Origin of the sequence: Roseateles agri (assembly GCF_034043675.1) — a bacterium.
GTDB lineage: Bacteria > Pseudomonadota > Gammaproteobacteria > Burkholderiales > Burkholderiaceae_C > KK5.
The window spans coordinates 149,852-162,464 of record NZ_JAXCLA010000008.1; the positions used below are offsets into that span (position 1 = coordinate 149,852).

10 protein-coding genes and 1 pseudogene are annotated in these 12,613 nt (G+C 65.9%); all 11 read right to left on the reverse strand.

Annotation, left to right across the window (positions count from 1 at the left end; translation table 11 throughout):
• Positions 1-8 precede the first annotated feature (8 nt).
• Complete coding sequence (locus SNE35_RS23495) at positions 9-3,263, reverse strand: efflux RND transporter permease subunit (protein ID WP_320425460.1); 3,255 nt, start codon at positions 3,261-3,263, stop codon at positions 9-11.
• A 1-nt stretch (position 3,264) separates the two neighbouring features.
• The gene (locus SNE35_RS23500) at positions 3,265-4,446 is read right to left on the reverse strand and encodes an efflux RND transporter periplasmic adaptor subunit (protein WP_320425461.1); all 1,182 of its coding nucleotides are present in this window, start codon (positions 4,444-4,446) and stop codon (positions 3,265-3,267) included.
• A gap of 140 nt (positions 4,447-4,586) precedes the next feature.
• Complete coding sequence (locus SNE35_RS23505) at positions 4,587-5,021, reverse strand: DUF1178 family protein (RefSeq protein WP_320425462.1); 435 nt, start codon at positions 5,019-5,021, stop codon at positions 4,587-4,589.
• Between the two features lie 28 nt (positions 5,022-5,049).
• Positions 5,050-5,631: an NUDIX hydrolase gene (locus SNE35_RS23510; protein ID WP_320425463.1), complete on the reverse strand. Its 582-nt coding sequence runs from the start codon at positions 5,629-5,631 to the stop codon at positions 5,050-5,052.
• Positions 5,621-5,926 carry a DUF2818 family protein gene (locus SNE35_RS23515; RefSeq protein ID WP_320425464.1) on the reverse strand — a complete coding sequence of 102 codons (306 nt, stop codon included), beginning with the start codon at positions 5,924-5,926 and terminating at the stop codon, positions 5,621-5,623. Before SNE35_RS23515 ends, SNE35_RS23510 begins: the two co-directional genes overlap by 11 nt.
• Positions 5,926-7,416: an NADH-quinone oxidoreductase subunit NuoN gene (gene nuoN, locus SNE35_RS23520; RefSeq protein ID WP_320425465.1), complete on the reverse strand. Its 1,491-nt coding sequence runs from the start codon at positions 7,414-7,416 to the stop codon at positions 5,926-5,928. The genes SNE35_RS23515 and nuoN overlap by 1 nt, the downstream gene beginning before the upstream one ends.
• A gap of 107 nt (positions 7,417-7,523) precedes the next feature.
• Positions 7,524-8,993, reverse strand: a pseudogene (locus tag SNE35_RS23525) (NADH-quinone oxidoreductase subunit M); the annotation flags it as partial.
• 21 nt (positions 8,994-9,014) lie between these two features.
• Positions 9,015-11,072, reverse strand: a complete 2,058-nt coding sequence (gene nuoL / locus SNE35_RS23530) for an NADH-quinone oxidoreductase subunit L (protein ID WP_320425466.1) — start codon at positions 11,070-11,072, stop codon at positions 9,015-9,017.
• 7 nt (positions 11,073-11,079) lie between these two features.
• Positions 11,080-11,394 carry an NADH-quinone oxidoreductase subunit NuoK gene (gene nuoK, locus SNE35_RS23535; protein ID WP_320425746.1) on the reverse strand — a complete coding sequence of 105 codons (315 nt, stop codon included), beginning with the start codon at positions 11,392-11,394 and terminating at the stop codon, positions 11,080-11,082.
• Positions 11,394-12,044 (reverse strand): NADH-quinone oxidoreductase subunit J, encoded by a 651-nt coding sequence (locus SNE35_RS23540; RefSeq protein WP_320425467.1) that lies wholly within the window; start codon positions 12,042-12,044, stop codon positions 11,394-11,396. Before SNE35_RS23540 ends, nuoK begins: the two co-directional genes overlap by 1 nt.
• Before the next feature lie 69 nt (positions 12,045-12,113).
• Entirely contained in the window at positions 12,114-12,611 is a 498-nt protein-coding gene (gene nuoI / locus SNE35_RS23545; protein ID WP_320425468.1) for an NADH-quinone oxidoreductase subunit NuoI, read from the reverse strand.
• Between the last annotated feature and the right edge of the window lie 2 nt (positions 12,612-12,613).

Below are 12,613 nucleotides of genomic sequence, written 5' to 3' on the forward strand. Positions count from 1 at the left end.
CTTCTGCGTCAGATCACGCCGCTGCTTGCGGCAGCCTTGAAGGCTGATGCCAAGTTCCGCTTAGTGCGTCGCTTGAACACGCCCTCGATCACCCACCACACGAAGATCGTCAGCGTCAGGAACGCGGCGAAGGTCAGCAGCACTTCACCCGCGGTCAGCGCGATTGCGCCGGCCATGGTCCAGCGCCGGCGGCGCGGTGTGAAGCGGGCCGTCAGCTGCTCGATCCACAGCTCGATGCTGTCGTAGAAGCTGGGCACCATCAGCAAGGTCAGGAAGGTCGAGGTGATCGTGCCGCCGATGATGGTCACCGCCATCGGGCGGTAGAACTCCGCGCCTTCGCCGATGCCGATGGCCACCGGCATCATGCCGGCGATCAGCGCGAAGGTGGTCATCAGGATCGGGCGGAAGCGTTTGCGGCCGGCGTGCATCAGTGCTTCCTCGCGGTCGATGCCGTTGGCCTCTTCGGCCCGCGCGGCGTCCAGCAGCAGGATCGCGTTCTTCGCCACCAGGCCCATCAGCATGATCACGCCGATCAGGCTCATCAGGTTCAGCGTGCCGCCGGTCAGCCACAGCGCGACGACCACGCCGAACAGCGACAGCGGCTGCGACAGCATCACGCCCCAGGGCACGGTGAAGGAGCCGAACTGCATGACCAGGATCAGGTACATCAGCCCGATGCCGGAGATCAGCGCGATGCCCATCGCGCCGAACACTTCCTGCTGATTCTTCGCGTCGCCGGCCAGGTCGATGCCGTAGCCGGGCGGGAAGTTGATCTTCTTTGCCAATGCGACCGCATCAAGCGTCACCTCGCCGGGCGAGCGGCCTTGCACGTTGGCCGAGACGGCCATCATCCGCTTGCCGTCGGCGTGCTGAATCTTGGCCGGCGCCTTGCCCATCGTCACCTGGGCGATCTGCTCCAGCGGCACCAGCAGGCCGGTGCCGGTGACGGCGATCGGCAGGCGCTCGATGTTGCTGGCGTCGACGCGGTCCTCCGGCGCCAGGCGCACGGCCACGTCGCGCGTCTCGCCGCTCGGGTCGACCCAGTCACCGACCTCGATGCCGGCGAAGGCCACGCGCAGCGCGTTCGCCGCATCGCCGACCGAGATGCCCATCTGGTTGGCCAGGCCCCGGTCCAGGTCGATCTGCAGTTCGTCCTGCGGATCCTGCTCGGACAGGCCGACGTCCACCGCGCCCTTCACCTGGCGCAGCTGGTCCATGTAGCTGTTCGTGATCTCCAGCAGCTTGCGCGAATCGGTGCCGTGGAAGCGGATCTGCACCGGCTTCTGCGCGCCGTTGTTCAGGTCGGAGAGCACCGTGTACTCGGCGCCGACGAGCCGGCTGACGCGCTGGCGCAGGTCCTTGGCGATCTCCTCGGCGCTGCGCTTGCGCGTCTTGGCCTTGCCGAGGTCGACGTAGATGCGGCCACCGCTGACGTTGACGTAGCTGTTGGTCGCCTGTGTCTCCGGCATCTGGCGGGCCAGCACCGCGGCCTCTTCCATCTTCAGCTTGGAGTACAGCAGGCTGGCGCTGGCCGGCGTGCGCACCTCGACGGCGATCGTGCCGTAGTCGCTGCTGGGCAGGAAGCTGGCGCCGACCATCTGCAGGGCCAGCATCGCCATGGCCACCGCCATGCTCAGCACGGCGAAGAAGGCCATCCAGCGCCTGTGATGCAGCGCCCAGGCGATCACGTTGCCGTAGCGGTCGGCCTGGTGGTCGAACCAGTGATTGAACTTCTGCAGCAGCTTGGAGATGCCCTTCTTCGGCGCCTCGTGGTAGCCCGGCGGGTCGCCCCAGAAGGCCGACAGCATCGGGTCCAGCGTGAACGAGATGAACAGGCTCACCAGCACCGAGGCGACGACGGTCAGGCCGAAGGGCCGGAACCACTCACCCGAGACGCCGGGCATGAAGCCGACCGGGATGAACACGGCGACGATCGAGAAGGTCGTGGCCGCCACGGCCAGGCCGATCTCGGCCGTACCGTTGAGCGCCGCGGTGCGGCGGTCGGCACCGGCTTCCATGTGGCGCACGATGTTCTCGCGCACGACGATCGCATCGTCGATCAGCACGCCGATCGCCAGCGAAAGGCCCAAGAGGCTCATGAAGTTCAGCGTGAAGCCGCACAGCCAGACGGCGATGAAGGCGGCTATCACCGAGGTGGGCAGCGAGGTCGCGGTGATCAGCGTCGAGCGCCAGGAATTCAGGAACACGTAGACGACCAGGATGGTCAGGCCGGCACCGAAGATCAGCGCATCGACGACGTTGTTCAGGCTGTCCTGCGCGTCCTTGCCGCCGTCCTGCGTGACGACCAGCTCCGTGCCTTTAGGCAGGGTCTTGCCGATCTCCTCGACCAGCTTGCGCGTCTCGTTCGCGACGCTGACGGTCGACGCATCGCGCGAACGTGTGACCGAGATGCCGACATTGGGCACGCCGCTGCGCATCGACAGCGTCGTCTGCTCGGCGAAGCCGTCCTGGACGGTGGCGACCTGGCCCAGGCGCACGATCTGATCGCTGCTGCCGTTGCCGCGCTTGACGACGACCTGTTCGAAGTCCGCCGGCCGTCCGATCCGCCCGACCAGCCGGATGCTCTGGTCCTCGAGCCGGCCGCGCACCTTGCCGACCGGCGCCGTCGTGTTCTGCATCTTCAGCGCATTGACGACCTCGGTCACCGACACATTGAACTCGCGCAGCTTCTGCGCATGCAGCAGCACCGAGAGCTCGCGGTTCAACGAACCGTCCACCGTCACCGTGGCCACACCGTGGATGGCGCGGAACTTGTCGGCCAGTTGGTCTTCCGCCAGGCGCGAGATCTCGGCGTGGCTCTGGCTCGTGGACGACAACGCCAGCTGCATGATCGGCTGGGCGGACGGATCGATCCGCTGCAGCACCGGCTCGCGCATCTCGACCGGCAGCTTGTAGCGCACCGTGCCGATCGCGTTGCGGACCTCGTCGGCCGCCTCGATCATGTTCTTGTTGAACTCGTAGATCAGCAGGATCTGCGCGTTGCCCTCGCTGGCCGTCGAGCGCACCTCGGTGACACCGGTGATGCTCTGCAGCGACTTCTCGACCCGGTTGATGATCTCCCGCTCCACCGTCGATGGCGAGGCGCCCGGGTACGGGATGTTGACCACCAGCATCGGCTCTTCGACGTCGGGGATCTGATTGACGCGCAGCTTGTTGAGCGCCATCAGGCCCAGCGCCATCAGCGCGATGATGATGACGATCGTCGCGATCGGCTTCTTGACGCTGAAGTTGGACAGGAACATGTCAGCCTCCCGAAGCGGCGGACGCGGCGGGCGCCGCCGAAGCCGCCGCGGGCTTGCTCATCTCGAAATGGCGGCCATCGCTGAGCGAACTGCCGGGCCGGCGCAGGATGCGGTCGCCCGCCTTCAGGCCTTCCAGCACCTGGTACTGCGCCAGCCGATCATCGCGCTGGCCCAGCTTCAGCGCTACCTTGGCGAGCTTGCCGTCGCCGCCCAGCACCCAGGCGAAGGCCTTGTCGCCTTCGCGCTGGATCGCGGCCTCCGCCAGCATCAGCGCGCTGATGCTCTGCGTCTGCACACGGCCTTCGGCGTAGAGGCCGGCCACCGTCGGCGCTTTCTCGCCGACGAAGTCGACCAGCACGGCCACCTGGCGCGTCGTCGGGTTGGCCGAGGCGTCGATGCGGCGCACGCGGCCCTGGAAGTCGCCGCTCTCGACGCCGTTGACCTTGAAGTACACGGTCTCGCCCAGTTTCAGCTCGGCCATTGCGTCGGCCGACACCAGGCCTTCGAAGCGCATCGTCGCCGGGTCGATCACCTTGACCAGTTCCTTGCCGACCTGGGCGGTGTCGCCAGCCGAGACCTTGCGTTCGCTGACCAGGCCGTCGAAGGGCGCGCGCGCCTCGGTGCGCTGCAGCTGCTGGCGCGCGCTGGCGGCCCGTGCCTTCGCCGCGACCAGATCGCTCTGGGTGTTGTTGCGCCGGATCTCGGCGTCTTCCATCGCCTGCAGCGACACCATGCCCTGCCCTTGCAGCGTCTTCATCCGCTGGAACTGACGTTCGGCCTGGTCGAAGCTCTGGTCGCTCGCGCGCACCGATTCATCGGCGGAAGTGAGGCTGTCGCGGATCGCCGTGTCGTCCAGGCGCACCAGCAGCTCGCCCTTCTTCACCCGCTCGCCGTTTTCCTTGAGCACCTGCAGGACCACGGCCTGCACCTCGGCACGCAGGTCCGCGCGCTTCTCGGGCTGGATCGAACCGGTGATCACCGGGCCGGTGGCGAAGTCGGAGTTGCCCATCGTCTGCACGTCCTCCGGCGAGACCAGCAGCGCCTGCTGGGCGGCGGCGTCCGCGTTGGCCGGCGGCGCCTTCTTGCAGCCGACCAGCGCGCCGGCGGACACCGCGACGGCTGCAGCCAGGGTCGCCTGGGCGATCACGGAAGGGAAGAACTTCGAGGCGTGACGACGCGTCATCAGACAAACTCCGGGAAACTCGGTGAGCCTAGTTCGGCAAAGCGCGCGAGCTTAACGCGAGCGGCTGCACGAGCCGATCGTCATGCGCACAGACCCAGGGTTTTCCCCGGTGACCGTGCCCTATCAGTTGGGGACTGACCTTACTGTAGGGTGGGCTCGACGGGCAGCGCCATCACGGCGATGCCCTCGTCGGCCAGCGCAGCGGCATCGGCCGGCGTGGCCTTGCCGCGGATGCCGCGCTGCTCGGCCTCGCCGTAGTGGATGCGACGGGCTTCGTCGGGAAAGCGCTCGCCGACGTCTTCGGTACGCGCGATCACTTCGCGGGCTATCTCACGCAGCGCCTGCTGCATCTGCTGCTTCATCTCGATCGGCAGCGCATTGGCCGATTCGGCGCTCTCACCGCGGGGATGCGCAACGTTCAGCCGCGGCGCGCTCGGGCGGCGCTCGATGCTCGTCAGACCGCAGCTCGGGCAGGCGACGAGGCCGCGAGCGAGCTGCGATTCGAAATCGTCGGCGGAGCCGAACCAGCCTTCGAAGCGGTGGTCCAGCGCACAGGCGAGATTCAGGACGAGCATGGATGAAGAAGAGGATGGAACGAAAGGGTCAGGACTTGCGCCACTCGAGCGCCCATTCGCCATCCTGCCAGCGCGTGAGCCACAACAGCGCGATCAGGGTCTTTGCGTCGGTCAGCTCACCCTCGGCGGCCATCGCGTCGAGCTCGGTCGCGCTGTGCGTGACGAGCTCCAGGAACTCGCCCTCGTCCAGCTTCTGCGCGCCGGCGACCAGGCCGCGGGCGAAGAAGATTTCGATGCGCTCGTCCGAGTAGGCAATCGCGTTGTGCAGCACGCCGGCATGGGCCCACTCGCGGGCGGTGTAGCCGGTCTCTTCCAGCAGTTCGCGCTTGGCGCAGGCCAGGATGTCCTCGCCCGGGTCGATCTTGCCGGCCGGGAACTCCAGCATCACGCGGCCCATCGGGTAGCGGTACTGACGCTCCAGCAGCAACTGGCCCTTGTCGAGGATCGGCACGATCATCACCGCACCCGGGTGGACGATGTATTCGCGCGCCGATTCGGCGCCGTCCGGCAGGCGCACGGTGTCGCGCCGTACGTCGAGGAAGTGGCCCTGGTAGACCTGCTTCGATTCGATCTTCTCTTCGCGCAGGTGTTTGTCGCCGTCAGTCGCCACGGTGCCGCCTGAGATAGGCCCAGACGAAGCCGGGGAAGCCGAGGACCAGGAACAGGCAGATGCTGGCGGCGTAGAACTCCCAGCCCTGCGGCTGACGCTGGCCGATGCTCGACTCCAACCCGAAGCCGAGCATCAGCACGGCCACGGCCAGCAGTGCCAGTTCGAGGATGCGCCACCAGGGCGACTTGTGCGCCGGCCGCGGGCCGACCAGCAGCACCCGTTTGCTGAAGTAAGGCGCGTTGGCCGCCACCACGGCGGCCAGGAGCACCAGCCAGGTGGCCGAGCCCTGATCCATCAGGTGGCCAGGGCCTTGACGACGGCCGTGGCGCACATGTGCATCAGGCCGCCCGGCATCACGCCGAAGACCAGCACGGCCAGGCCGTTCAAGGTCATCACGAAGCGGGCATCGGCCGGAGCCGCCAGCGGCGTGGTGTCGGTCGCTTCGTCGAAGAACATGACCTTGATGACGCGCAGGTAGTAGAAGGCGCCGACCAGCGAGGCGATCACCGCGAACACGGCCAGCCCGATGTACAGCGGCGAGTCGGTCGTCACCATCGCCTGCAGCACGGCCAGCTTGCCGTTGAAGCCTGCGGTCAGCGGGATGCCGGCCAGCGAGAACATGAACACCATCATCACCAGCGCATACCAGGGGCTGCGCTTGGCAAGGCCGGCCAGGTCCTTGATCTCTTCCGACTCATGGCCGGCGCGGGCCAGCAGCATGATCATGCCGAAGGTGCCCAGCGTGGTCATCACGTAGGTGACGATGTTGAACATCGCCGAGCTGTAGGCATTGGCGGCCGACAGCGTGTTGCCGTTGGCCACGCCCGAAGCCAGGCCCAGCAGCACGAAGCCCATCTGCGCGATCGTCGAGTACGCCAGCATCCGCTTCAGGTTGCTTTGCGCGATGGCCGCGAGGTTGCCGATGACCAGCGAGCAGACCGCCAGCACCAGCAGCATCTGCTGCCATTCGATCGCCAGGCCGATCATGCCTTCCACCAGCAGGCGGATGGTGATGGCGAACGCGGCCAGCTTCGGCGCGGCGCCGATCAGCAGCGTGGCGGCCGTCGGGGCGCCCTGGTAGACGTCCGGCACCCACATGTGGAACGGTGCGGCGCCGAGCTTGAAGGCCAGGCCGGCGACGACGAAGACGACACCGAAGATCAGCACCGCGTGGTTGGGCAGCGAGCCCGCACCACCGCTGATCACGTTGAACACCTGCGGGATCGAGAGCGAACCGGTGGCGCCGTACATCATCGACAGGCCGTACAGCAGGAAGCCGCTGGCCAGCGCGCCGAGCACGAAGTACTTCATCGCCGCTTCGGTCGAGAGCACGTGGTCGCGGCGCAGCGCGACCAGCGCGTACAGCGACAGGCTCATCAGCTCCAGGCCCAGGTAGACGACCAGGAAGTTGTTGGCCGACACCATCACGGCGATGCCCAGCAGCGCGAACAGGGTCAGCGTGAACAGCTCGCCCTTGAGCATCTCGCGCGAGGCCGCGTAGGGCCGCGAGTAGACCAGGGTGACGAGGGTCGCCACGCAGGCCAGGAAGGCCAGCAGGTGACCCATCGGGTCGGCGACGACCATGCCCTGCATCGCGTAGACGGTGGCGCCTTCGTTGAAGTAGCACAGGTGCATCACGCCGACGACGGCGATCGTCAGCTGCGTCAGCCAGTAGGTCGGGCGGCGCGCCGGGTCGGTGACGAACAGGTCGACGATGGCGATCAGCAGTGCCATCACCACCAGCACCACTTCGGGATAAACCGCAAGCCAGTTCATAGCATTCATTGTTGGGTGGCCTCAGTCGTGGCGGCGGGTTCGGAAGCAGCGTCCGAGGCTGCCGGCGCGGCAGCTTCGACGACGACCGCGGCAGCGGCCGGCGCGGCGGCGCCCGGGATCTTCGACACGGCGACGTGCTTCAGCAGGCCGTCGACCGAAGCTTCCATCACGTCGGTGAAAGGCTTCGGGTACAGGCCCATGTACAGCGTGGCGATCGCCAGCACGGCCATCATGCCGAACTCGCGGGCGTTGATGTCGGTGAGCTTCTTGACGTTGTCGTTGGTCACCGGGCCGAAGTACACGCGCTTGTACATCCACAGGCTGTAGGCCGCGCCGAAGATCAGCGCCGTCGCAGCGATGGCGCCGAGCCAGAAGCTGTACTTGACCGTGCCCAGGATCACCATCCACTCGCCGACGAAGCCGGCCGTGGCGGGCAGGCCGCAATTGGCCATCGCGAAGAACAGCGCGAAGGCCGCGAACTTGGGCATCGTATTGACGACGCCGCCGTAGGCCGCGATCTCGCGGCTGTGGACGCGGTCGTACAGCACGCCGATGCCGAGGAACATCGCGCCCGACACGAAGCCGTGGGCAATCATCTGCACCAGGCCGCCGGTGACGCCCAGCGGGTTGAAGATGAAGAAGCCCAGGGTGACGAAGCCCATGTGAGCGATGGACGAGTAGGCCACCAGCTTCTTCATGTCCTTCTGCACCAGCGCGACGAGGCCGATGTAGACCACGGCGATCAGCGACATCGCGATGATCAGCCAGGCGTACGCGTGAGCCGCGTCGGGCGCGATCGGCAGCGAGAACCGCAGGAAGCCGTAGCAGCCCAGCTTCAGCATGATCGCGGCCAGCACGACGGAACCGCCGGTGGGCGCTTCCACGTGGGCGTCGGGCAGCCAGGTGTGTACCGGCCACATCGGCACCTTCACCGCGAAGGCGGCCAGGAAGGCGAAGAACAGCAGGGTCTGCTCGTGCAGCGTCAGCGGCAGCTGGTGCCAGGTGGCGATGTCGAAGGAACCGCCGGCCTTGTAGTACAGGTACAGCAACGCGATCAGCGTCAGCAGCGAGCCGGCCAGCGTGTAGAGGAAGAACTTGAAGGCCGCGTAGACCCGGTTCTTGCCGCCCCAGACACCGATGATGATGTACATCGGGATCAGCGTGGCCTCGAAGAACACGTAGAACAGCAGGCCGTCGAGCGCCGAGAACACGCCGATCATCAGACCGGACAGCACCAGGAAGGCGCCCATGTACTGGTTGACGCGGGTGTCGATGACTTCCCAGGCGGCGACCACGACGATGACGGTGATGAAGGCCGTCAGCGGCACGAACCACATCGAGATGCCGTCGACGCCGAGGTGGTAGCTGACGTTGAAGCGCTCGATCCAGGGCAGGTTCTCGACGAACTGCATGGCCGCCGAGGCGTTGTCGAAGCCGCTGATCAGCGGCAGCGTCGCGAGCAGGCTGGCGACGGCGGCGACCAGCGCCATCCAGCGCACGGCATTCGCGTTCTCGTCACGCCCGACCGCCAGCAGCAACAGGCCGCTGACGATGGGCAGGAAGATGGCAAGGCTCAAAATTCCCATGATTCTTTTTCTCCGCCCCGATCAAGCACCGACGAGGGCGCGGAATTGGGGCTCCATATAGGGCCACAGCTGCCAGGTCATCAGGCCGATCACGCCGAGGATCATCACCAGCGCATACCAGTACAGGTGGCCGGTCTGGACGCGGCGCACGAGGCCGGCGATGCCGCCCACCGTCTTGGCCGAGCCATTGATGACGAGGCCGTCGATGATTGCCTGGTCGCCGCCCTTCCACAGGCCGGTGCCGAGGCCCCGGGCCAGGCGGGCCAGCACGTTCTCGTTGAACCAGTCGAAGAAGTACTTGTTCTCCAGGATCACGATGACCGGACGCAGCACGCGGGCGAAGGTCGCCGGGATGACCGGGGCCACCATGTAGCAGACGTAGGCCGAGACCACGCCGGCCAGCGCCAGCCAGAACGGCAGGCTGGTGAGCCCGTGCAGCGCCATTGCGGCGGCACCGTGGAACTCGTTCTTCAACTCTTCCATCGCCGGGTGGGCTTCCAGGTTGATGAAGATGGAGTCCTTGAAGAAGTCGCCGTACAGCATCGGCTGGATCGCAAGGTAGCCGATCACGACCGACGGGATCGCCAGCAGGATCAGCGGCGCGGTCACGACCCAGGGGGACTCGTGCGGCGTGTGAGCGTGGTGGTCGTCGTGGCCGTGCTCGTCGTGCGCGTCATGCTCGCCCGGGAAGGGCTTGTGGTGGAAGTGCTCCTTGCCGTGGAAGACCAGGAAGTACATCCGGAACGAGTAGAAGGCCGTCACGAACACGCCGACGATGACGGCGAAGTAGGCGAACGAGGCACCCGGCAGATGGCTGGCGTGCACCGCCTCGATGATCGAGTCCTTCGAATAGAAGCCCGCGAACAGCGGCGTGCCGATCAGCGCCAGCGAACCCAGCAGCGAGGTGATCCAGGTGATGGGCATGTACTTGCGCAGGCCGCCCATGTTGCGGATGTCCTGGTCGTGGTGCATGCCGATGATCACGGAACCCGCGCCGAGGAACAGCAGCGCCTTGAAGAACGCGTGCGTCATCAGGTGGAACACGGCGACCGAGTAGGCCGAGGCGCCCAGCGCCACCGTCATGTAGCCGAGCTGCGACAGCGTCGAGTACGCGACCACGCGCTTGATGTCGTTCTGGATGATGCCCAGGAAGCCCATGAACAGCGCCGTGATCGCGCCGATCACCAGCACGAAGTTCAGCGCGGTGTCGGACAGCTCGAACAGCGGCGACATGCGCGTCACCATGAAGATGCCGGCCGTCACCATCGTGGCGGCGTGGATCAGCGCGGAGATCGGCGTCGGGCCTTCCATCGAGTCCGGCAGCCAGACATGCAGCGGAAACTGCGCCGACTTGCCCATCGCGCCGATGAACAGGCAGATGCAGGCCACGCTCAGCATCATCCAGTCCGAGCCCCACAGCGGCATCGGGAACTGGATCAGGGCCAGCGCCTCGCGCTTGGCGAACACTTCCGTGTAGTTCAGCGAGCCGCCGTAGGCCACCAGCAGGCCGATGCCCAGGATGAAGCCGAAGTCACCGACCCGGTTGACCAGGAAGGCCTTCATGTTGGCGAAGATCGCCGTCGGCTTCGTGTACCAGAAGCCGATCAGCAGGTACGACACCAGGCCCACCGCCTCCCAGCCGAAGAACAGCTGCAGCATGTTGTTGCTCATCACGAGCATCAGCATCGAGAAGGTGAACAGCGAGATGTAGCTGAAGAAGCGCTGGTAGCCGGGGTCTTCCTCCATGTAGCCGATGGTGTAGATGTGCACCATCAGCGAGACGAAGGTGACGACGCACATCATCATCGCGGTCAGGCCGTCGACCATGAAGCCGACTTCCATCTTCAGGCCGCCGACCTTCATCCATTCGTAGATGGTCTCGTTGAAGCGCGCGCCGTCGACGGCCACGGACTTCAAGGTCATCGCCGAGATGATGAAGGCGATCAGCACGCCCAGGATGGTGACGCTGTGCGCACCGGTGCGGCCGATCTTCTTGCCGAAGAAGCCGGCCAGCACGGCGCCGACCAGCGGCGCCAGCGGCACCGCGAGCAGCATGTTTGCGGAAAGGGTTGCGGACATCTTGTTGTTATCCCTTCAAGGCGTCGAGCTCATCGACGGCAATCGTCGAGCGGTTGCGGAACAGCACGACGAGGATCGCCAGGCCGATCGCCGACTCGGCGGCCGCCACGGTCAGGATGAAGAACACGAAGACCTGGCCGGCCGCATCACCGAGGTAGTGCGAGAAGGCCACGAAGTTCAGGTTCACCGCCAGCAGCATCAGCTCGATCGCCATCAGCAGCACGATCAGGTTCTTGCGGTTCAGGAAGATGCCGATCACCGACAGCGCGAACAGGATCGCGCCCAGCGTCAGGAAATGTCCGAGGGTCAGGCTCGCTGCCATCATGCGGCTCCCTTGTTGTCTTCAGCAGCCGGCGTGGCGGGTACTTCCACGGTCGCGGCCATCTTGACGATCTTGAGGCGGTCCGCCTTCTTGACGCGGACCTGCTGCGAAGCGTCCTGGCTGCGCGAGTCCTTGCGGGCCCGCAGGGTCAGCGCGATCGCGGCGATCACGCCCACCAGCAGCAGCACGGCCGCCACTTCAAGCGGGTACAGGTATTGGGTGTAGATCGCCACGCCCAGCAGCTTGGTGTTGCCGAGCTGCTGCGCGGCCGGGCTCAGCTCCGGCGCGTCGGTCAGGCGGAAGCCGCCCATCAGCACGACCGCCATCTCCAGCGCGATGAAGGCGCCGATGAACAGCGCGATCGGCAGGTGCTTCCAGAAGCCCTCGCGGACGTTGGTGGCCTGGTCGCTGGTGATGTCCAGCATCATCACGACGAACAGGAACAGCACCATCACGGCGCCGATGTAGACCAGCACCAGCGCGATGGCCAGGAACTCGGCCTTCAGCAGCATCCAGATGCAGGACGCGTTGAAGAAGGCCAGGATCAGGAACAGGGCCGAGTGCACGGTGGACTTCGCCGTGATGACACGGAACGAGGCGCCCAGCAGCACGGCCGAGAACACGTAGAACAGAGCGGTTGTGATTTCCATAAGAACTCAGCAAGCAGCGCATGACTGAAGAACCCGGCAGGCCGCGAGGCACTGGGCCGGGTCGATCGGTCAGCGGTACTTTGCGTCCGCCTCCTTTTGGGCTGCGATCTGGGGTTCGTAGCGGTCGCCGACGGCCAGCAGCATGTCCTTCGTGAAGTACAGGTCGCCGCGCTTTTCGCCGTGGTATTCGAAGATCGAGGTCTCGACGATCGAGTCGACCGGGCAGCTCTCTTCGCAGAAGCCGCAGAAGATGCACTTGGTCAGGTCGATGTCGTAGCGGGTCGTGCGGCGCGAACCGTCGTCACGCACGTCGGACTCGATCGTGATCGCCATCGCGGGGCACACGGCCTCGCAGAGCTTGCAGGCGATGCAGCGCTCTTCGCCGTTCTCGTAGCGGCGCAGCGCGTGCAGGCCGCGGAAGCGCGGCGACAGCGGCGTCTTCTCTTCCGGGAACTGGATGGTGATGTTGGGCGACAGGAAGTGCCGCCCGGTCAGGGCCATGCCCTTGAACAGCTCCAGGAGCATGAAGCTCTTGGCGAAGTCCTTGATGGAGGAAAGCGTAGACATGA

Coding starts and splice junctions, on each gene's coding strand:
- SNE35_RS23495 (WP_320425460.1), bottom strand. CDS start 3,263: ATGTTCCTGTCCAACTTCAGCGTCAAGAAGCCGATCGCGACGATCGTC.
- SNE35_RS23500 (WP_320425461.1), bottom strand. CDS start 4,446: ATGACGCGTCGTCACGCCTCGAAGTTCTTCCCTTCCGTGATCGCCCAG.
- SNE35_RS23505 (WP_320425462.1), bottom strand. CDS start 5,021: ATGCTCGTCCTGAATCTCGCCTGTGCGCTGGACCACCGCTTCGAAGGC.
- SNE35_RS23515 (WP_320425464.1), bottom strand. CDS start 5,926: ATGGATCAGGGCTCGGCCACCTGGCTGGTGCTCCTGGCCGCCGTGGTG.
- nuoN (WP_320425465.1), bottom strand. CDS start 7,416: ATGAATGCTATGAACTGGCTTGCGGTTTATCCCGAAGTGGTGCTGGTG.
- nuoL (WP_320425466.1), bottom strand. CDS start 11,072: ATGTCCGCAACCCTTTCCGCAAACATGCTGCTCGCGGTGCCGCTGGCG.
- nuoK (WP_320425746.1), bottom strand. CDS start 11,394: ATGGCAGCGAGCCTGACCCTCGGACATTTCCTGACGCTGGGCGCGATC.
- SNE35_RS23540 (WP_320425467.1), bottom strand. CDS start 12,044: ATGGAAATCACAACCGCTCTGTTCTACGTGTTCTCGGCCGTGCTGCTG.
- nuoI (WP_320425468.1), bottom strand. CDS start 12,611: ATGTCTACGCTTTCCTCCATCAAGGACTTCGCCAAGAGCTTCATGCTC.